A 21,241-nucleotide genomic window follows, 5' to 3' on the forward strand; every position below is an offset into this window, starting at 1 on the left:
GTATAGTGTGAATAGTCTGAAATTTATCAGCTGAAAAGGAAAAGCAGTCCCGGCTGCTTTTTAAATGGTCGCAATAGACAGGTAATATTCCAATAAGGCGGTTACCTGTTCCCGTATTCTCGGGTTGAAATAACGGTGTTTTTCTTCATAGCCGTTAATGGTGCATATATAAAGCGTAAATGCTTCGTCTCTTTCCGCTTCGTATATTTTAATTTTACGCTTTCTTAACTCTTTTCGAACATCACTCAAATCCTTTTGTGCTAATTTTAAAGAGCAGCCGATAAGCTGTTTATAGGGTTGTTTTAATTTGAACGGGCACGAATCAAGCGCTTCGAGGTCCCGGTTCAGGATGGCAGCCGCCATGGGCAGAAACAGCCCTTTTTCGATGAGATCGCGGGTGCCGCTCCGGATGTCAGGCATAAATACTCCTTCTTTCTTAAAAAAAGAGAACGTTTGTTCTTATTTTATACTCGCTTACACGATATTTCAAGTCGGAAAATCTCGTAAACATTTTCGTTTTTTGGAGATAATGTGTAGAATAAGGATAGACAAACTCGTTAAGGAGTATAAACGTTGGAGCATTTTTTATCATATTTGACTGAGGAACAGCTGACGGAATGGTTCCAAAGCTATAGAGCTTTCGGCCCGGCGGCTGCGGCTGCACTGCCTTTTATTGAAGCGTTTCTTCCGTTTTTGCCGCTCGTTGTGTTTGTGGTGGCGAATACGAATGCATTTGGTTTGTGGGAAGGTTTTTTTCTGTCGTGGCTCGGGTCTGCGGCAGGATCGATACTAATGTTTTATGCCGTCCGCCGTTTCGGACAGAAAAGAGCTTTCGGTATCATCCGCAGGCATCAGACCATAAGGCGGATGATGCTCTGGGTTGAGCGGCACGGTTTCGGTCCGCTGTTTATTTTACTTTGCTTCCCCTTTACGCCGTCCGCTGCGGTTCATATCGTTGCCGGTCTGTCACGGGTGGGGGCGCTGCAGTTTATATCAGCAGCCGCTATGGGGAAAATGGTCATGATCTTTATGATCAGCTTTATCGGGTATGATCTTCACGCACTCATGACACAGCCTTTCAGGATGGCGGGCGCCATAACGGTGATCGCGGTGCTGTGGTATGCCGGAAAGCATATCGAACGGCGTTTACAGACGAGAATCAGTCAGCATGAGAAAGACGGAGGGAGACAGGAATCTTGAAAAAACGATTTTGGTTTATAGCCGGCGTGCTTATCGTTGTTTTGGCCATACAATTAAAGAATGCCATTTTTATTGATTATAAAGTCGAAGGAATCAGCATGAATCCGACCTTTAAACAAGGAAATGAGCTGATGGTCAACAAGTTTTCCCATCGTTACAAAACGATCCGCCGTTTCGATATTGTCCTGTTTAAAGGCCCGCACCGCAAAGTGCTGATCAAACGAGTTATCGGGCTCCCCGGCGAGTCAATCGCATACAGGGAGGATCAGTTGTATGTGAATGGAAAACGGGTGGCGGAACCGTTTTTAAAACCGTTAAAGTCATCATTGTCCGCCGGGAGCCATGTGACCGGTGATTATACGCTGAAGGAAACGACCGGGCGCAAAAGCATACCGAAGGGACAATACTTTGTTATTGGCGACAACCGCATATACAGCCTCGACAGCCGTCATTTCGGTCCGATTAAGGATAAAGACATTGTCGGAGTCATCAGTGAATCAGACGCCAAGTGAACGGCGTCTTTTTTTCGGAAATGATTGTCAAAAAGCAGAGGAAAGACTATAATGAAAATTGTTACGCACGAAACAAAAAAGAGGCGTTTTATTTTTGGTGATATTGTTACGTGTGTAACAAAAAATATGAAAGAGGACTGATGAGATGAAAACACAGACTGCCATTATCGGGGGAGGTCCGGTCGGGCTTATGCTTGCATCAGAACTGGCGCTGGCCGGAGTGAAAACGACTGTCATTGAACGATTGAAGAAGACGGTGCCATATTCCAAAGCGCTTATCATGCATCCGCGCACACTTGAGCTTTTTGCCATGAGAGGCATATTGGAACGCTTTTTGGAAAAAGGGACGAAGGTGTCTTCCGGCCATTTTTCCATGCTGGATACACGGCTGGATTTTTCTCGGCTGGATACGAAGCAGAATTATTCGTTAATGCTGCCTCAGGCAGAAACGGAGCGGATTTTGGAGGAGTATGCATCAAGTCTCGGCGCAGACATCATCCGCGGGGCGGAAGCGGTGGCTGTCACCCAGACGGATGACGGAGTGGAGACGGTGTTCCGGGACAAAAGCGGTATCCGCACTCTTCACAGCTTTTATGCCGCGGGTACAGACGGAGCGGGGAGCATTGTCAGGAAACAGGCGGGCATCGCTTTTTCGGGCACTGATGCCGACTTAACAGGAACCCTCTGTGATGCCGCTTTGAAACATCCGCCCGAATCTTCCTTTTTGTCAACGTGCCGCCTGGAGGGATCGGTTGTGATTGTCCCTCTTACGGACGGACTTTTCCGCGTCCTCATTGTTTCTCCGCACGCTCCGCAAAAGCGGAAGGAAGAGCCGGTCACCGAAAATGAGCTGAAAGAAGACCTGCGGCGGATATGCGGCACTGATTTCGGATTGAGTGATCCGGTATGGATGTCGCGGTTCGGCAATGCCGAGCGTCAGGCTGAGCAGTACCGATCCGGCCGGATTTTTGTGGCCGGGGATGCGGCGCACATTCATTTTCCCGCAGGCGGCCAAGGCCTGAATACGGGGCTTCAGGATGCCTTCAACCTCGGCTGGAAGCTGGCGGCGCAAATGAAGGGAAAAGCGGCGCCTCATCTTCTGGACAGCTATCATCAGGAAAGGCACAGCACAGGAAAAGAAGTGTTGCACAATATAAAAACCCAGATAAAGCTCATGGATTTTACCGAGTCGGGTATGGCATTAAGAGAAACGATGACCGCTTTGCTGGATTTTCAGGAGTCCAACCGTTTATTGGCGGGAAAAGTATCCGCGCTTGATCTGCATTATGAACCGGATGCGGAGCTGCCGCCGCATACCCTGAACGGAAAACGCCTGCCGGATATCGAATTGACCCTTCATGACGGGCGGCCGGCCCGGCTGTATGATTTTCTTCATAAGGGCGCCTTTGTGCTTCTGTCATTAAGAGGGAGCATTCCCGCCGGTATTGATACGGACAGCGTGGCAGCTGTCAGGGCGGAGCTTGCTGAAACACGTGCCGATTGGGATGACGTCCACACCGTTTTAATCCGGCCGGACGGCCACGCGGCATGGGCAGCCGGCGGCTCGGGACGTGAAGCGGAAGAAGCCGTTCTGGCCGGTTTGGAGAGATGGGGATTCATCTGATACCCTTTTATGCGCCTATGTGATTGTTTCTTGTGTAACAAAACGTTATAGTAAAAGAAACAATCAATACGGAAGGGTGACTCAGCAGTTGGACAGAAGACAGCCAGACCATGCAAAACACATGATTCTTGAAGGGCTGACAGATATTTTTCACGAGCAGGAGAGGTGTCAGGAGGACATCAGGGCGTCGTTGGCCGGACGGATGGACGAACTCCGTGAAGAAAACGGGAAAAAATTACAGCTGACCTTGACGGAAATTCACATTTTGTCGTGTATCGGAGATCATGAACCGATCAATGTCACGTCAATAGCGGAAAAAATGAAGACGACAAAGCCGACCGTGTCGAGAAGCTGCGCGAAGTTTTTGGAAGCCGGCTTTCTGCGCAGAACCCGGCTGAGCGACAATAAAAAAGAAGTCTATTTCCGGCTGACTCCTGCCGGGAAAGAGCTGCATTCCCTTCATCATGAATATCATGAATTGATAAAAAAGCGGCTCTTGGCGTTTTTAGACCGCTATACAGATGAAGAACTGTTATTTGCTGAACGGCTGTTCCGTGATCTTTCAGCAAACTGGCGGTCTGTAAATGGCGGCGGAGAGCTGTTCAAATAAAAAACACGCATATGGATGCGTGTTTTTTTATTCGGATCATGTTCCTCTTTCTGCCCGGCCTCTTTCGCCGTGTGCCCGTTTCAGCTGAGAAAGGTGGTGCAGCAGCCGATAGAAGGGCGGAAGCATGGCGATGACGAGAACGATCCGGATGACCTGAACCGCGACGACGAAAGTCGAGTCTTCGTGCAGGGTGATCGAAGTCGCCGCCATCTCGGCGATCCCGCCGGGAGAAAAGGCGAGAACAGATGTAATCATGGAGATGCCCGTTAATTTAGAAACCGCAACCGCGCTCAGAATCATGGCGGCGATTAATCCGACCGAAGAAATAAATCCGACGGTCAGCACTCTCGTCACGCCGGTGAACATGCTTTTGTACATTTTTGATCCGATTGTGGCGCCGAGAAAAATTTGTGACAGCTGGTTCGCTTCCGGCGGCCACCAGGCCAGCATGTCTTTGCCTGCCAAGGCGGACACGCCGATTTCCGCAGCAGCAACGCCGATCATGCTGCCGAGCAGCCAAGGGGCGGGAAATTTCAGCCGTTTTGCGCCTTTGCTTGCAAGCCAGGCAGCCAAAATAAATCCGGCCGTTAACAAGACGGGAATAAGGCCCGGATGTGAAGCTCCTGCCGAAACGGCTCCGGCTGATGTCTGAGCCGTACCGTTTTGTTTGGTAAATAAGAAAATGACGAGAAACGGTATTGTCATGACGACCAAAAGGACGCGCGTCAGCTGAATAAGGCTTACAATCGCGGTGTTTGCGCCGACTTCCTGGGCGATACCGGGCATGGCGGATAAACCGCCCGGCGCCGTGCCTACAAAGCTTGTCATCATGTCCGTCCGGCTGAACCGAAAGAGCACATATCCGGAAACAAGCGCCATCACGATAGAGAAAATCAGCATGAACCCTACCGGAAGCCAATGCTCCCGTAAAACCGACAGAACGGACAGGTTCAGTTTCTGGCCGAGTTCGATGCCGAGGATCATTTGTCCCGCCGCAAGCCATCTGCGGTGAATCCCTCTTCTGTCAGGCGCCATGAACAGCCAGCGGGGCCTCGTCATGGAGAGGATGCAGCCGGCTGCCAGCGTTCCGAGCATCCAGGCGATCGACATCCCTGTAAGCGAAAGAAGAAACCCCCCTGCCGCACTGATGAGAATAAACCAGATATCCGTAAGGAGATGTTTGTCTTTCTTCAATGAAAACCCTTCTTCCTGAAACATTCATATTAAATTGTTAAGCTCGTTAACCTTACTATTACTATAGTATAGATTTTGAGATAAATAAATAATGAATTATTTCTCATAATCCATTCATTTTTCTTATCACAAACATAAAAAAAGCTCCGGAGATGGGTGAGTGCACCCTACTCCGAAACCTCGCCCGCTTTTCCTTTCCACACAAAGGTCAATCCCAGACCGAGAAATAAAACCACACCTGCGAACAGAAACGGGAAGTGAATATTCATATCAAATAAAATACCGCCCAGAGCCGGGCCGAAAATGGTGCCCAAACTCGTGTATGTTGAGTTCATACCGGCAACAAACCCCTGCTGATTTCCTGCGATTTTCGATAAATAAGTAGTCAGTGCCGGGCGCAGTAAATCAAACGCAAGGAAAATGATGCAGGTGACAGCGAGCACGGGCAAAAATCCTGACATCACCGTAGAAACGAAAGCCAGCACAGCGCCGATGATCAGACAAAGCTGAATGACTTTTTTCTCCCCGAGGAAGTTGACAAGTCTGCCGAATGCGAGCACTTGAATGAGGACCGCCACAATGGAGCTGAACGTAATAATAATGGCGATATCCTTTGGCGTGAAGCCGAATTTATGGTTTGTAAATAAGCTGAATACCGTTTCGTACGCCGACAGTCCGAATGCCAAAACAAAGACGATGATGAAGGCGATCAAGTAGCTTGGATGAATCGACTTTTTCAAATCTTTTAAGAAGGTTGATTCTTTGACGCTTTCCATCTGCTTTGCGCGTTCTTCTTTAGTTAACGGCTCTTTCAGCATAAAGACAGAGGAAATCACTGCGATAAATGCAATTCCCGCCGCAAAGAAAAACGGCATTCGAACGCCGTGATCGGCAATAAATCCTCCTATGCCGGGCCCGATGATAAACCCTGTGCTGATGGCGGCAGATACATAGCCCATCGCCTTCGATCTTTCCTGCACCGTCGTAATATCTGCGACATACGCTGTAACAGCGGGCATGATAAAAGCGGCACTGATGCCCCCCAGCACCCTTGCGAAATATAAAATGGAGACATGTGTGCCCAATCCGAAGGTCAGTTCGGATAGTGCGAACAAAAACAGTCCGGCGAGAATCATGATTTTTCTGCCGAAGCGGTCAACCCATCTCCCCGCAATGGGGGATGCAATTAATTGCGCGACGGCGAAGGCAGCGACAAGGTATCCCATTGTGCTGCCCGTCAAGTGCATCACATTCATAAACAGCGGCATAACGGGAATGATCAATCCGATGCCTAAAAAAGCAATAAATATGTTGCTTAATAAGATGATGAGTACAGCTTTTTGTTCTCTGATCGGTTTTTGCATGTTGTTTCTCCTTTGTCAGCTGTCATTCTGTTTATCAGCGCTGATCGACCCGTGAATAAACGCGGAGATGGCTTCTTTTTGCAATTCGATTCTTTGCTGAATGGTATCGTTTTTATATAACACATCTAAACCGTAGAAGACGGATAGCAGGATTTTCACTTTTGATTCGACATGATGAATGGACCAGCTGCCGTCTTGATTTCCCTCTTCTAAGATCTCCCTCATCACATCGTCATATTCAATATCAATTTTGTTGAGCCGCTTTACGACCTCCTCTGACGTAAACGCACTCGCATAAAACTCTTCACTTGCTCTCATAAGCGGGTAATTGATGCTCATCCGGCTGAGCAGCTCCGCATAGCCCGCCAGTTTTTCGGCAGCATCTTTCAGATCAGCTTCCATTTCCCTCCACGTCTCGATCATCACGCGGTGATCCTGTTCCATAATATGAAGAAACAGAAACTCTTTTCCTTTAAAATGGTGATATAGATTGCCTTTACTGATTTCGGCCGCCTCTAAAATATCCCGAATCGATGTTTCTGAATATCCTTTTTTTGCAAATAAGTCACGCGAAGCGGATACGAGCCTGTTCTTCGTCTTTTCGCTCTTTCCGGCACCGCCTTTTGTATTTGTCACTTCACACAGATCCTTTCCGCCTCATTCATATCGTTGTCCCGGCAAAGCGGGACTCGGTTCGTTTAAAACCGACCAGTTGGTTTATTTTATTATAAAGGGTTTTTGCTGATTATACAATGAAGAAGTTATCCATTGTTTAGAGGGAGTATAAAAACGGTTCGAAAAGTAAACCCCATTCTCTCATGTTGAAAGAACGGGGTTTGTCTGCGGTCTGAAGACTCCCGGCGGGGGAGCGTGATCTGTCTGAACCGTTATTTTCCGGTATTTACCTCGGTGTAGCTTGTGTTCGGCGCGTTTGATACCGTTCCCCCTGTATGGTGGAAAGGAGAGTGGGCCATATCGTATAAAAACCAGACGGCATGACGCTGCTCGTCAAATGCCGTGCGGGCAAATAACCGCTTCGCTTCCGGATGCACCGCTCTATCGGATGCCTGCAAATAAAAATCATTCGTTTTCTGCTCATCATAAAACGCCGCCCTCAGTCCTTCTCTGTATGTGTGCGGACAATGCTCCGTCTGTTTCGGCGTCAACTGTTTTCCGGTAATTGACGTATACAGTGAAGAGAAAGCGTGCAGGTGGCGCACTTCTTCTTCTCTGATATGTTCGATTCGTCTTCTGATTTCTGCGGTCGGCGCTTTTTCGGCTAATATTGAGTAGCAAATCACAGCGCTGTATTCACCGTTTATGGATTTTACCAGATCCTTGATAAGCACAGAATCGTCACTGCAGATGGCTGTATAATGAAAAAAATTCTCGTGCATTGGACTCACCCCCGGATGTTTATAGGGTATTATACGGCGGCAGCCCGTGACATGTGCGGATGTCATTTTTATTCTTGATCTAGCGGCGATGTAATATGGTCGTCGTATGTGTCGACAAAAAGCCGGCCGTTGCTTCCGCGCACAGCGTATACGACGTCTTCCGGTTTGAGGTTTCTCTTGTCCAATTCTTCTCTCAGCCATTTTTCCGATACGTGGTTTTCTTCCAGATTCTTCATCACCAGCCGGCCGTCCATAATCAGCTCAACGGCAAAGTTCTTTTCATGTCCGGCAAAGATGCCGAGATCCTGTCTTGTAACGGGCGCAAATTCCGGTTTGACCTCCACTGACATGCTGCCGTTTGTTTCAATGATGGCAGTCTGAACCTGAGAAATGTCAAATACGTCATTTACACGCAGCTGCTGGTTCAAGTAGTCGATGGTATAACGCATCGTTTTCATATTATGCTCAAGTATTTTACCGTTTTGAATGATAATGGTCGGTTTGCCTGCAAAGAAACCCCTAAGGGCCCTGTTTTTCATAGAAAGATATGCGACAAGGTAAATGATTGCCACGAAAATAATGTAGGCAATGACATTATAATGAATCGGCAGCTTTGTATTAAACGACAGATTTGCCGTGATGGCGCCGAGCGAGATGGCCGCAATGAAATCAAAAAGCGTCATCTGTGAAATGGTTTGTTTACCGAGTATCCGGGCGCCGATAAACAGAATGCTGAACGACAGAGCCGTCCGTACAATCACTTCGGGATATTCTGACATCATCATTAGTCCTTTTTTCTTTATTTTGGTCAAAAACGATATTTTTTAAAATAGTCATCCCGTTTTTACCAGCAGATGAGATTGGTCATTTTCGTCAACTTTCGATAAAATGTAGAAAGATAAAAAGAGAGGGGTCTTCTAATTTGGGTGTTGAGTTTTTAGTAGGCAGATCGGGGAGTGGGAAAACGAGGCTGATTATCGACAGCATTCAAGATGAACTGCGCCGGGAGCCGTTCGGGAAACCGATCATTTTTCTAGTCCCGGATCAAATGACGTTTTTAATGGAATATGAGCTTGCTAAAACGCCGGATATCGGCGGCATGATACGCGCTCAAGTGTTCAGTTTTTCGCGTTTGGCGTGGCGCGTGCTTCAGCATACCGGGGGCATGAACCGCCCGTTTGTGACGACGACGGGTGTGCAGATGCTTTTAAGGAAACTGATTGAAGAACATAAGCACGAGTTTAAAGTGTATCAAAAAGCGAGTGACAAAACCGGGTTCACTGAGCAGGTGGAACGGATGCTGACAGAGTTTAAGCGGTACTGTATTGAGCCTGAAGACGTCCGCCGCATGGCGGAAAGCGGAACGGCGTCAGAATATCGCGGAGAGCGGATGCTGTCCGAAAAACTTCATGATTTAGGCATTTTATATCAGCAGATGGAAAGAAGCCTCGCCGGACACTATTTGCATTCAGAGGACTATTTGACGCTGCTCGCTCAGCAGATTCCTTTGGCGGACGTTGTAAAAGGCGCCCGTGTTTACGTCGACGGATTCTATCAATTTACGCCGCAGGAATTAAGGGTGCTGGAGCAGCTGATCATGCATGCTGAACATGTCACATTCTCGCTGACGGCGGACAGCCCTTCGGCGGAAGAGGCACCGGATGAGCTCGATCTGTTCAGAATGACGGGAAGCACATACTATAAGCTTTATCAGACGGCAAAGGAATTGAATGCCGAGATTTCCTGCAAGGAACTGCATGGCACGAAGCGGCATCGGCATGTGCCGGAGCTTGCCTGTATAGAATCGCAGTACGATGTGCGTCCCGCCGCGGCGTATACCGGCGGACAGGAAGCTTTTACCGTCATGCAGGCGCAAAACAGAAGAGCTGAGCTTGAAGGTATTGCCCGGGAAATTCAATCACTTGTCCGGGACGGAGGATACCGGTACAAAGATATGGCGATTCTCATCCGTCAGCCGGAAGATTATAAAGATTTGCTGAAGGAAGTGTTTGCCGATTACGGGCTTCCTTATTTTATTGACGGAAAAGCTTCTATGCAGCATCACCCGCTTATTGAATTCATCCGTTCAAGCCTGGATGTCGTGAAGGGGAACTGGAGATATGAAGCGGTGTTCCGCTGTGCGAAAACCGAACTGTTATTCCCGCTTGATCAGCCGGAGCAGAAAATAAGAGAGCAGGTTGATCAGCTTGAAAACTACTGTATCGCCTACGGCATTAAAGGGGAGCGCTGGACGAGCGGCGAGCGGTTTGTATACAGGCGCTTCGTATCGCTCGATGAGGATTTCGCGCAGACAGATCAGGAAATAGAGATGGAGCAAATGCTGAATGAGACGAAAGAGTGGATGGCCGCGCCCCTTGTCCGGCTTCAAAACCGGATGAAAAAGGCGAAAACGGTTCAAAGCATGGCGGAGGCTCTTTATCTCTTTTTGGAAGATACCGATGTTCCCCTGAAGCTGGACCGAAAAAGGCAGCGGGCCGAAGAGGCCGGAAACATGATCGAAGCGCAGCAGCACGGCCAGGCGTGGGATGCCGTTATCCAGCTTCTCGAGGAGTTTGCCGGCATGATGGGTGAAGATGAAATATCTTTGGCGCTGTTCCAGCAAATGCTTGAAACGGGAACGGAATCGCTTCATTTTTCTTTAATTCCTCCTGCGCTTGACCAAGTATTTGTAGGGAATATGGATCTCTCAAGAATGTACGGCACGTCCTGCACATTCGTCATCGGGGCCAATGACGGCGTTCTTCCGGCGCGCCCGGATGAAAACGGCGTGCTGTCTGATGATGACCGGGAGTGGCTGAAAGCGGTCGGAGTGGAGCTGTCTTCCGCGGGGCGTGAGCGGCTGCTTGATGAGCATTTTCTCATCTATATGGCGCTGTCGAGTCCGTCTGACCGTCTTTATGTGTCATACCCGATTGCCGATGCGGAAGGAAAAACGCTCCTGCCGTCAATCGTTGTAAACAGGCTTGGCGAGCTGTTTCCCGATCATCAGGAAAAGCTGTCAGCGGCTGATCCCGAGCAGGTAAGCGAAGAAGAGCAGCTTCAGTATCTCGTCAATATACAGGTGGCTCAGACATATACGGCAAGTCAGCTCAGGCTGTGGACAAGAGAGTACGAGATCAGTGACGTATGGTGGAGCGCATACAATGTGCTGATGAAAGAGTCTGATCACCAACGTGCGAAAAAGCTGTTTTCAAGCCTGTTTTTCCGCAATGAGGCGAAGCGTCTTGAACGGCCTGTTTCGCGCCAGCTTTACGGCGAGCATATTAAAGGAAGCGTCTCCCGGATGGAGGCGTTTAATGCCTGCCAGTTCTCTCATTTTGCATCTCACGGGCTTCAATTAAAAGAGCGGCAGTTTTTCAAGCTGGAAGCGCCGGATATCGGCCAGCTGTTTCACTCCAGCCTGAAGCTGATTTCAGACCGGCTTCGTGAGCAGAAGCTGGAATGGCGCGATCTGACGAAAGATCAGTGCCGGAATTTCTCCTATGAAGCGGTGGAACGGCTTGCGCCAAAGCTGCAAAAAGAGATTCTGCTCAGCTCAAACAGACACTTTTATGTGAAGGAAAAACTGCAGAAGATCGTCACTCGTGTTTCAGGCATATTAAGCGAGCATGCGAAGGCGAGCGGTTTCGTCCCGGTCGGTCTTGAACTCGGTTTCGGCGGAAGCGGGCCGCTGCCTCCGCTCACTTTCACGCTGAAAAACGGCTGTACGATGGAACTCGTCGGACGGATCGACCGCGTGGATAAAGCGGAAAGCTCAAAAGGCCTGCTGCTGAGAATCGTTGATTATAAATCAAGCGACAGGGGGCTTGATCTGGCTGAGGTGTATTACGGGCTCGCTCTGCAAATGCTCACATATCTTGACTTATCGATTACACATTCCGCGGATTGGCTCGGCATGAAAGCGACACCGGCAGGCGTTTTGTATTTCCATATTCATGATCCGATGATTCAGGCCAGTCTGCCGATGGGGCTTGATGAAATCGAGCAGGAAATTTTCAAGAAATTTAAAATGAAAGGCCTTCTCCTCGGTGACCGGGAGGCGATCAGCCTGATGGACACGACTTTGGAGGAAGGGCGTTCAAATATCGTCAATGCCGGTTTGAAAAAGGACGGGTCTTTAAGATCCGACTCAGCCGCGGTCAGCGAACAGGATTTTCATCTGCTGACAGACCATGTGCGGCGGACATTTGAACAGGCGGGCGAAGCGATAACGGACGGGCTTGTGTCCATTACCCCGTATAAGCTGAAAGATAAGACGCCTTGTACGTACTGTGCGTTTCAATCGGTATGCCAGTTTGATGAGTCGCTTAAGGAAAATGAATACCGCAGCCTGAAAGCGGAAAAAGACGGCACTATACTGGATTGGCTGAAGAAGGAGGCGGATGATGATGCAAATTCCTAAACCGAAAGACAGCATATGGACGGATGACCAATGGAGCGCCATCGTTTCTTCCGGCCGCGATATTCTGGTCGCTGCCGCAGCCGGATCAGGTAAAACGGCCGTGCTCGTGGAACGGATGATCAGAAAGATAACCGCGGAGGAAGATCCGGTTGATGTTGACAGGCTCCTTGTGGTGACCTTTACAAACGCCTCAGCAGCGGAGATGAAGCATCGGATCGCGGAAGCATTAGAAAAAGAGCTCGCCAAAAATCCGGGATCTCTGCATATCAGACGGCAGCTCTCTCTATTAAATCGGGCGAGCATTTCGACGCTTCACTCTTTCTGTCTGCAAGTGCTTAAAAAATATTATTATATGATTGATCTTGACCCCGGTTTTCGGATGGCTGACCAGACGGAAGGCGAATTGCTCGGAGACGAAGTGCTTGATGAGCTGTTTGAAGATGAATACGCAAAAGGGGATCAGGCGTTTTTTGAGCTTGCGGACAGATATACGACAGACAGGCATGATCTGGATCTTCAAGACCTTGTCAAACGGGTGTACGAGTATTCCCGGTCGCATCCTGACCCGGAAGCGTGGCTGCAAAGCTTTGTCCGCCTGTATGACGTGACGGAAGAAAGCAAAATGGAAGAGCTTCCGTTTTACCAGTATGTGAGAGAAGATGTTGAAATGGCGCTCTTCGGGGCAAAACAAAAGCTTGAGAAGGCGCTTGAACTGACAAAAGCGCCCGGCGGGCCGGCGCCGCGCGCTGATAATTTTCTGGATGACCTTCAGCAGATAGAAGAGCTGATCAGCTGCCGGCATGACTTCGATGCGCTGTATGAACGGGTTCCCGCAGTCTCATTTAAGCGGGCGAAGGCGGTAAAGGGTGATGAATTTGACAAAGCGCTTTTGGACGAAGCGACCGATTTGCGAAACGGCGCGAAGAAACTGATCGAAAAGTTAAAGACAGATTACTTTACAAGAAGTCCGCAAGATCACTTAAAGAGTTTAACAGATATGAAGCCTGTCATCGAAACGCTCGTTCAGCTCGTGATATCGTACGGAAAACGATTTGAAGCGGCGAAACAAGAAAAATCAATTATTGATTTCTCAGATTTGGAACATTACTGCCTGGCGATTTTAACTGCGGTTGATGAAGAAGGCCGGCGGGTGCCGAGCGAAGCGGCCGTTTATTATCAAGACCATTTTCATGAAGTTCTGGTTGATGAATATCAAGATACCAATCTTGTGCAGGAGTCTATCCTGCAGCTTGTTAAAAGCGGGAATGAAGAGGCGGGAAATCTGTTTATGGTAGGCGACGTCAAACAATCGATCTACCGTTTCAGACTTGCTGAGCCGCTGCTGTTTCTCGGGAAATATAAAAGGTTTACAGAAAGCGGGGAAGGCGCAGGGCAGAAAATTGATCTGAACCAAAATTTCCGCAGCCGCTCCGATATTTTGGACAGTACGAATTTCTTGTTTAAGCAGCTGATGGGCGGAAAAATCGGCGAAGTGGACTACGATGAACAGGCGGCATTGAAGCTCGGCGCATCGTATCCGCCGAATGACGCGGCAAAAACGGAAATGCTGCTGATTGACAGCGCTGATGACGCAGACAGCGCCGAGGATGCCGAAGACTTTGAAACCGTGCACTGGGAAGCGAAAGCGATAGCCGGGGAGATCCGAAAGCTTGTCTCATCTCCGTTTAAGGTATATGACGGCAAAACAAAAACACACCGGAATATCCAGTACCGGGATATCGTGATTTTGCTGCGCTCCATGCCGTGGGCGCCGCAATTAATGGAAGAGCTGAAAAACCAGGGCATTCCGGTGTACGCCAATTTGACGTCGGGTTACTTTGAAGCCGTGGAGGTGGCTGCGGCGCTTTCAGTCTTGAAGGTGATTGATAATCCGTATCAGGATATTCCGCTTGCTTCCGTGCTGCGCTCGCCCATCGTCGGATGTGATGAAAATGAACTTGCGCTGATACGCCTTGAAAAGAAAAAAGCGCCGTTTTATGAAGCGCTGAAAGCATATATAGCGAACGGTGACAGGCATGATGACCTGTATCAAAAACTGAGAACCTTTTATGACAGTCTGCAAAAGTGGCGGTCATTTTCGACGAATCATTCGGTGTCTGAGCTGATTTGGGAAGTATACCGCGATACCGGATATTTTGACTATGCAGGCGGCATGCCTGGCGGAAAGCAGCGCCAGGCCAATCTGCGCGTCTTGTATGACCGGGCGCGCTCGTACGAAGCGACGGCGTTCCGCGGGTTATTCCGCTTTTTGCGGTTCATTGAACGGATGCAGGAGCGCGGCGATGATCTGGGGACGGCCCGGGCGCTCAGCGAGCAGGAGGATGTCGTTCGGCTGATGACGATCCACAGCAGCAAAGGACTTGAATTCCCCGTCGTTTTCACCGCCGGACTCGGCAGAAGTTTTAATATGATGGATCTCAACAAATCATATCTGCTTGATAAAGAGCTCGGTTTCGGCACGAAGTACATTCATCCGGAACTCAGAATCAGCTATCCGACTCTTCCGCTTGTGGCGATGAAGAAAAAGATGCGCAGAGAGCTCTTATCCGAAGAATTGCGCGTATTGTATGTGGCGCTGACCAGAGCGAAGGAAAAGCTGTTTCTCGTCGGTTCCTGCAAAAACCGGGAAAAACAGCTGGCCAAATGGCAGGCGCAAGCAGACCGGGCTGATTGGCTTCTTTCTGAATTCGACCGCTATCAGGCGTCATCTTATTTGGACTTTATCGGGCCGGCGCTCATCCGCCACCGTGACATGGAGGCGCACAGGACGCCGGGACTTTCATCGTCTGAGGATATCGCGCGCGACCCGTCGCGTTTTCACATCCGGATGCTGCAGCAAAGTGAATTGCTGGAAGAGAATCCAAAAGAACGTGCTGAAGAAAAGAGCAAACGTCTCAAAGCGATTCAGCAGGGCGAGCCGATTCCTGGTTCGTTTTCATTTGATGATCAGGCGCGCCGTCTGCTTGAATGGGAATATCCGTACCGAGAGCTGACGGCTATCAGAACGAAGCAGTCAGTTTCTGAGCTGAAGAGAAAGCAAGAATACGAGGATGAATACAGCGGCCGCTCTCTCATCAAACCGTCAGGAGACACGCTTTTATACAGGCGTCCCGGTTTTATGATGAAAAAAGGGCTGACAGCCGCCGAAAAAGGAACGGCGATGCATACGGTGATGCAGCACATACCGCTGACGCACGTGCCGACTGCCGAAGAAGCGGAGCGGACGGTCCGGATGCTTTACGAAAAAGAGCTGCTGACAGAAGAGCAGCAGGAAGCTATTGATATAGAAGAAATTGTTCAGTTTTTCGGAACTGAAATCGGGAAAGACCTTCTCGGGGCGCTGCGGATTGACCGGGAAGTGCCGTTCAGTATGGCGCTTCCGGCCGGCGAGGTGTACAAGGATGCCGAAACGGCCGGTGAACCGCTGCTCGTGCAGGGGATTATTGACTGCCTCTACGAAACGGCGGACGGCCTCTATTTGCTGGACTATAAAACAGACCGGATAGAGGGGAAATTCCGGAACGGATTTGAAGGCGCGGCTCCGATTCTGCAAAAAAGGTATGAAACACAAATCGAATTATATACAAAAGCGGTTGAACAAATTACAAAAACGAAAGTGAAAGGGCGTGCGCTCTATTTCTTCGATGGAGGTCACGTTCTTACACTGTAACAAGATCCGAAGCTCCTTTTTGGAGCGGATCTTTTTTTCTATCAAAAAGTGAGGTGAATGCGGTATGCGCATTTTACATACAGCTGACTGGCACCTCGGCAAAACGCTGGAAGGCAGAAGCCGGCTGAGCGAGCAGGCCGAGGTATTGGAAGAGCTGAATACCATTGTCAAGGAAGAAAATATTGATGCGGTCATTATGGCGGGGGATGTATTTGATACGGTCAACCCGCCTGCGCTCGCTGAACAATTGTATTATGAAAGTCTTTCCGCGCTTTCTGACGGCGGAAAACGACCGGTCGTCGTCATTGCCGGAAACCATGACAATCCCGACAGGCTGGCGGCGGCTTCTCCGTTAACAAATGAGCGCGGCATTCATTTAATCGGCTATCCGCGGACAGAACCCGTGCATATTGAGGTGCCGTCGGCGGACGAGCTGTTAGCCGTAGCCGCGCTGGCATATCCGTCAGAGGCGAGATTAAACGAAGTGCTTTCTGATACGTTTGAGGAAAAGCTTCTTCGCGATCATTACGATGTCAAAATCAGAGAGGCGTTTGCTCACATGTGCGGACTGTGCCGGGACGATGCCGTGAAAATCGCGGCGAGCCACATTTATGTCGCGGGGGGAAATCAGACCGATTCAGAGCGTCCGATTGAAGTCGGGGGCGCTTACACAGTTGCCGCTGACAGCCTGCCGGCTGATGCGGCTTACGTGGCTCTCGGCCATCTCCACCGTCCGCAAACGATCAAGCGCGCCAAGACGGCTGCCCGTTATTCAGGCTCTCCGCTCGCATACAGCTTTTCAGAAGCCGGTTATGCCAAATCGGTGACGGTGGTAGAAGCGAAGCCCGGCGGAGAAGCGAAGTGGGAAGAGGTTTTCCTGTCTTCCGGTAAACCGCTCGTCAAATGGAAAGCGCAGGGGCTGAGCGAGGTTCACGGCTGGCTCGATGAAGGGCGTGACCGGAATGCCTGGATCGACCTTGATATCCATTTGACGGATCAGCTTTCTCTCGAGGAAATTCATCGGCTGAGAAAGGCGCATCCCGGCTTTATCCATATCAGGCCGGTTTTTGAAGAAAAAGAGACCGGCAATGGCCGGATTGAAGTGAAACACACATCAATTGAGGATCGATTTAAGAAGTTTTATGAAAAACAAACGGGCGGCGGCGTGCCGGATGAGGAGATGGTCAAGCTGTTTTTAGAGCTTGCGTCAGCAGATGATGAGGAGGATGCGACATGAAGCCGATTCTGTTAACGATAAAAGGGCTCCACAGCTTCAGAGAGGAACAGACCATTGATTTTGCCGGACTGTCAGGAGCCGGGGTGTTCGGGATTTTCGGGCCGACCGGAAGCGGAAAATCGTCGATCCTTGATGCCATGACACTCGCTTTATACGGAAAAGTGGAGCGCGCCGCAAATAATACGCACGGCATCCTGAATCATGCCGAAGATCAGCTCGCCGTCTCATTTACATTCGCGCTTCAATCCGGCCACCGGGTTTCCTACAAGGTCGAGCGCGTTTTTAAGAGAACGGATGAAACGAAAGTAAAAACCGCCCTCTGCCGCCTGATTGAAATCAAAGACGAACAAACGGTGCTGGCCGATAAAGCGAATGAAGTGAACAAAAAGGTAGAGGAGCTTCTTGGCCTGACCATTGACGACTTTACAAGAGCCGTCGTGCTGCCGCAAGGAAAGTTTGCCGAGTTTCTGTCGCTTAAAGGCGCGGAAAGAAGACATATGCTCCAGCGCCTGTTTAATCTGGAACAGTACGGGGACAGGCTTGTCAAAAAATTGCGGCGGCGGGCGCAGGAAGCGGCAGCGAAAAAAAAAGAAATGCTGGCCGAACAATCCGGCCTCGGAGACGCAGGAGAAGATGCGCTGAAGCAGGCTGAACAGCAGTTTCACGAAGCGAACGAACGGCTTGAAGAAGCTGAGAAGAAACGGGTCCGGGCAAAAGAGCGTTTTGAGAATCACCAGGAAATTTGGAACTTGCAGACAGAAAGAGATGAATATGAGCGCCGGGAGAAAAAGCTTGAGGAAAGACGCCCGTACATCACGGATTTGACTGAGCGTCTTAAAGAGTCGGAAACAGCTCTCGCCCTTGAGCCGTACGCAGACCGTTACACAGAAGCCGTCCGCCGGAAGCAGCGCGCCGAACAGGAACACGAACTGGCCAAACGGAAATCAGAGGCGGAAACCGTTACATTTACCCGGCAAAATGAAGCCTATGAAGCATGGCGGGCCCATAAGGCCGAACAGGAGCCGAAGCTTGTCAAGGAAGATGAGCTGTATCAAAGACTTTCAGCCATTGAACAAAAACTGCTTGAAGCGAAAAAAGAAGCGGAAAAAACAAATGCGGAACACAGCAAAAAAGAGAAAGAATACGAAGCCGCCTCGAAACAGCTGGCCGCAGTGAAAGACCGCCTGACCCGCGGCCAAAACAGGCAGAATGAGCTGAAAGAAGAGCTGAAAACAGTTCAAGTGACCGCCGATGAACGGAAAAAATGCCAGACCGCAGCACAGCTGGCGGCGGGCTTTCAGCAGACACAGGAACAAATCACGAAAGAGCGGGCCAATCTGACAATGCAGCTGAAAAACGTGGAGAAGCTGAACGGAGAAAGCGAGTCGCTCACAGCGAAAGCGAAAACGGAAGAGGAAGACATTACGCACGCTTATCAAACGCTTCAAACCGTTTACCATATGGTCTGTGAAACGGAACGTTCACTGAAAGCCGCAGCCGAACGGGCTGACAAAACGCAAGCCGATCTCCGCAGGCGCTCAGAGGAAGCGAGAACGGCTGCATTAACAAAAGAATTATCGGAAAAACTAATCGAAGGAAAGCCTTGTCCTGTATGCGGCTCGACGCAGCATGACCGCCCGCGTTCCGCTCATGAAACATTCTCGCCTGATACGGCTGTACAGGAACAGTTGCAGCAGGTTGAAGCGCTGCTTTCTGAGGCGGCGGCTCTTTCTCAGGAAGTGCTGACAGCCAAGGTTGCATTAGAAGAACAGTCGGGGCGTTTTACCGAAGAATGTCCGTTTCTGCAAAGCGCCCGGGTTCCGGAGCTGGAAGCCGCTTCCTCCATCAGCGGACGCCCGCTTGATGAAGCGTTCAGCGCCGTCCGCTTGGAGTGGAAACAAATGAAACAGGATATGCTGTCGGTAAAAGAGAAGGTCACAAGACTGATCAGCGCGCATCAGCAGACGGTGAAACAAGCTGAGCAGCTGGCCGAACGAATCCGCTACGAGGAAAAAGAAGCCGACCGGCTCAGACATTCATTAGAAGAGCTTGAATCGCTGTCAGAAAGCCGATTGAATCAGTACAACGAAGTCTGCGGTGATATTCCGCCAAACCGGATTGACGCCTGGCAGGCTTCGATAGATGAGAAGGACAGGCAGGCAGAAGAATGTGAGAAGCGCATTGAAACAAGCATCGCATTCCTCAAGGAACATGAAGAGGAGAAAGAACGCCTGCAGGAGATGAAGCATCGGCTTGAACGGGAACGGCTCGAGCTTCACTATGCGTCTGAGCGCCTGCAGCAGGTGATTGACGGATATGAACAAGAGCTCGGAACAGCAGCTGAAGAAACATCAATTTCCGCAAAGCTGGAAGCGGTGCGGCAGGAATTACAGCTGTTAAAATCGAAAGAGCAGTCCCTATTCGATGCGCTGAAGCAGGCGCAGCAATCACTGAATGACGCAAAAGGCCGGGAATCCGGGAGTCTCATGTCACTCAGGGATGCTGAGACCTCCCTTGAGAAAGCGCAAAACGACTGGCGCGTGAGGTCAAAAGACACCGGGTTTACCGAGCCGGACCAAGTCAAAAAAAGTCTGCTTCCGCAAGGGCGTGCAGAGGAAATGAAAAAAGAAATAGATGAGTTCCTGGACACCTCAAAACAGCTATCGGCAAATATCAGCCGTGTTACTGATAAATTAGCCGACCGCCGGATATCGGAGGAAGAATGGACAGCATCCGTTTCTCTGCTGAAGCAGGCAGAGGCTGAGTCAGGCGCCGCCATGGAGGAAAAAGGAGCACAGGCAAAAGCCTACGCGGTTATGCAAAAACAGCATAAGCGCTTTAAAGAGATTGAAGCCGAACTGAAAAGCTGGCAGACACAGATTGACAGGCTTGATAAGCTCCAGTCTGTATGTAAAGGCAATACATTCGTCGAATTTTTAGCGGAAGAACAGCTGGAAAGCGTGGCTCGAGACGCCTCTGCCCGTCTCGGAGCGCTGACAAGGCAGCGGTATGCCATATTAGTCGATTCAGAAGGCGGTTTCGTCATGCGTGATGACGCGAACGGAGGCGTCAAACGGCCCGTATCAAGCCTTTCCGGCGGGGAGACGTTTCTGACATCGCTGTCGCTTGCGCTTGCCTTGTCCGCCCAGATTCAGCTGCGGGGGCAATACCCGCTGCAATTCTTTTTCTTAGATGAAGGATTCGGGACTCTTGACCAAGGGCTCTTAGACACCGTTGTCACAGCGCTCGAAAAGCTGCAATCGGACAACTTATCCGTCGGAGTGATCAGCCATGTGCAGGAGCTGAGAGCGCGTCTGCCGAAAAAATTAATCGTTCATCCGTCCGAACCGGGCGGGAAAGGCACCCGGGTCACATTGGAGATCATGTAGAAAGGAGAAGGAATTATGGCCGATTCTGCCGAGGGCACATGTGAATTATGCGGCCGTCATCATGTGCGGCTGACGGAGCACCACTTAACGCCTAAGGAAGAAGGCGGGACATTCCTTCCGACCGCAATGCTCTGCATCCCTTGTCATAAACAGGTTCACGCGCTCTATACGAATCAGGAGCTTGCGGCAAGGCTCGCGGGAATAGAAGAGCTGCGGCGTGACCCGAAACTCGCGCGGTTTGTGAAATGGATCAGAAAACAGCCGCCAAAAAAGCTTGTAAAAACAAAAAAAGCAAATGAACGAACATAACGCTGAACCAAAAGCAGCCCTCTTCTGAAAGAGCGGCTGCTTTTTAGGCGTTTCCGACCACATTTTGATCGCTGACATCGGGGTCTATATAGTTTGTCGCATTGACAACGTTGTTTAATAGCAGGAAATCTCCGGTATTGCCTGCTCCCGAACCGAGCGCAGATTTAGAAGAGCTTTTTGGAGAAAGGTAAAAGGAATCACCAAAGTTTACGACTCCGCCCGATATGGAATTGATAGCTATAGGTCCGGTAATTGCTGGCATAAACGACACCCTTTATAGAAGTCTCACCG

The 21,241-nt window shown here is 49.9% G+C and carries 16 protein-coding genes; 9 read left to right on the forward strand and 7 right to left on the reverse strand.

The window, feature by feature from the left end:
- Positions 1–60: 60 nt before the first annotated feature.
- Positions 61–420 carry a YhjD family protein gene (locus J6600_RS05355; protein WP_061862047.1) on the reverse strand — a complete coding sequence of 120 codons (360 nt, stop codon included), beginning with the start codon at positions 418–420 and terminating at the stop codon, positions 61–63.
- Between the two features lie 153 nt (positions 421–573).
- On the opposite strand from J6600_RS05355, the gene J6600_RS05360 reads away from it, so the two are divergent.
- The 4 genes from J6600_RS05360 to J6600_RS05375 all read left to right on the forward strand — a co-directional run bounded on the left by J6600_RS05360 (position 574) and on the right by J6600_RS05375 (position 3,946).
- Positions 574–1,200 carry a TVP38/TMEM64 family protein gene (locus J6600_RS05360; protein ID WP_209388073.1) on the forward strand — a complete coding sequence of 209 codons (627 nt, stop codon included), beginning with the start codon at positions 574–576 and terminating at the stop codon, positions 1,198–1,200.
- On the forward strand, positions 1,197–1,712 hold the full coding sequence (gene lepB, locus J6600_RS05365) for a signal peptidase I (RefSeq protein ID WP_003155158.1): 516 nt from the start codon (positions 1,197–1,199) through the stop codon (positions 1,710–1,712). The genes J6600_RS05360 and lepB overlap by 4 nt, the downstream gene beginning before the upstream one ends.
- Before the next feature lie 145 nt (positions 1,713–1,857).
- The gene (locus J6600_RS05370) at positions 1,858–3,336 is read left to right on the forward strand and encodes a monooxygenase (protein ID WP_209388074.1); all 1,479 of its coding nucleotides are present in this window, start codon (positions 1,858–1,860) and stop codon (positions 3,334–3,336) included.
- Positions 3,337–3,424: 88 nt separating this feature from the next.
- Positions 3,425–3,946 carry a MarR family transcriptional regulator gene (locus J6600_RS05375; RefSeq protein ID WP_012117244.1) on the forward strand — a complete coding sequence of 174 codons (522 nt, stop codon included), beginning with the start codon at positions 3,425–3,427 and terminating at the stop codon, positions 3,944–3,946.
- Between the two features lie 36 nt (positions 3,947–3,982).
- Here the strand turns inward: J6600_RS05375 and J6600_RS05380 are convergent, their stop codons facing one another.
- The 5 genes from J6600_RS05380 to J6600_RS05400 form a co-directional block, all read right to left on the reverse strand.
- The gene (locus tag J6600_RS05380) at positions 3,983–5,140 is read right to left on the reverse strand and encodes an AbrB family transcriptional regulator (protein WP_022553582.1); all 1,158 of its coding nucleotides are present in this window, start codon (positions 5,138–5,140) and stop codon (positions 3,983–3,985) included.
- Positions 5,141–5,307: 167 nt separating this feature from the next.
- Positions 5,308–6,504, reverse strand: coding sequence for an MFS transporter (locus tag J6600_RS05385; RefSeq protein WP_014417364.1), 1,197 nt, complete (start codon positions 6,502–6,504; stop codon positions 5,308–5,310).
- A 15-nt stretch (positions 6,505–6,519) separates the two neighbouring features.
- A complete protein-coding gene (locus J6600_RS05390; protein WP_209388075.1) occupies positions 6,520–7,140 on the reverse strand; it encodes a TetR/AcrR family transcriptional regulator in 621 nt (206 codons plus the stop codon).
- A gap of 251 nt (positions 7,141–7,391) precedes the next feature.
- Positions 7,392–7,901: a ferritin-like domain-containing protein gene (locus J6600_RS05395; RefSeq protein WP_007610501.1), complete on the reverse strand. Its 510-nt coding sequence runs from the start codon at positions 7,899–7,901 to the stop codon at positions 7,392–7,394.
- Positions 7,902–7,969: 68 nt separating this feature from the next.
- Positions 7,970–8,683, reverse strand: coding sequence for a DUF421 domain-containing protein (locus J6600_RS05400; RefSeq protein ID WP_017417413.1), 714 nt, complete (start codon positions 8,681–8,683; stop codon positions 7,970–7,972).
- Positions 8,684–8,823: 140 nt separating this feature from the next.
- Between J6600_RS05400 and addB the strand changes: the two genes are divergently transcribed.
- The 5 genes from addB to J6600_RS05425 all read left to right on the forward strand — a co-directional run bounded on the left by addB (position 8,824) and on the right by J6600_RS05425 (position 20,950).
- The gene (gene addB / locus J6600_RS05405) at positions 8,824–12,324 is read left to right on the forward strand and encodes a helicase-exonuclease AddAB subunit AddB (protein WP_209388076.1); all 3,501 of its coding nucleotides are present in this window, start codon (positions 8,824–8,826) and stop codon (positions 12,322–12,324) included.
- Positions 12,311–16,015, forward strand: a complete 3,705-nt coding sequence (gene addA, locus J6600_RS05410) for a helicase-exonuclease AddAB subunit AddA (protein WP_209388325.1) — start codon at positions 12,311–12,313, stop codon at positions 16,013–16,015. The genes addB and addA overlap by 14 nt, the downstream gene beginning before the upstream one ends.
- Positions 16,016–16,079: 64 nt before the next feature.
- Positions 16,080–17,252 carry an exonuclease subunit SbcD gene (gene sbcD / locus J6600_RS05415; protein ID WP_209388077.1) on the forward strand — a complete coding sequence of 391 codons (1,173 nt, stop codon included), beginning with the start codon at positions 16,080–16,082 and terminating at the stop codon, positions 17,250–17,252.
- Positions 17,249–20,641 (forward strand): exonuclease subunit SbcC, encoded by a 3,393-nt coding sequence (gene sbcC / locus J6600_RS05420; protein ID WP_209388078.1) that lies wholly within the window; start codon positions 17,249–17,251, stop codon positions 20,639–20,641. The genes sbcD and sbcC overlap by 4 nt, the downstream gene beginning before the upstream one ends.
- 15 nt (positions 20,642–20,656) lie before the next feature.
- Positions 20,657–20,950, forward strand: coding sequence for a hypothetical protein (locus tag J6600_RS05425; RefSeq protein WP_017417418.1), 294 nt, complete (start codon positions 20,657–20,659; stop codon positions 20,948–20,950).
- Positions 20,951–20,993: 43 nt separating this feature from the next.
- Here J6600_RS05425 and J6600_RS05430 read toward each other — a convergent pair whose 3' ends face one another.
- The gene (locus tag J6600_RS05430) at positions 20,994–21,212 is read right to left on the reverse strand and encodes a spore germination protein (protein ID WP_003155143.1); all 219 of its coding nucleotides are present in this window, start codon (positions 21,210–21,212) and stop codon (positions 20,994–20,996) included.
- Positions 21,213–21,241: the final 29 nt, after the last annotated feature.

The sequence above is a fragment of the Bacillus sp. LJBV19 genome, from assembly GCF_017797845.1.
Lineage (GTDB): Bacteria > Bacillota > Bacilli > Bacillales > Bacillaceae > Bacillus > Bacillus velezensis.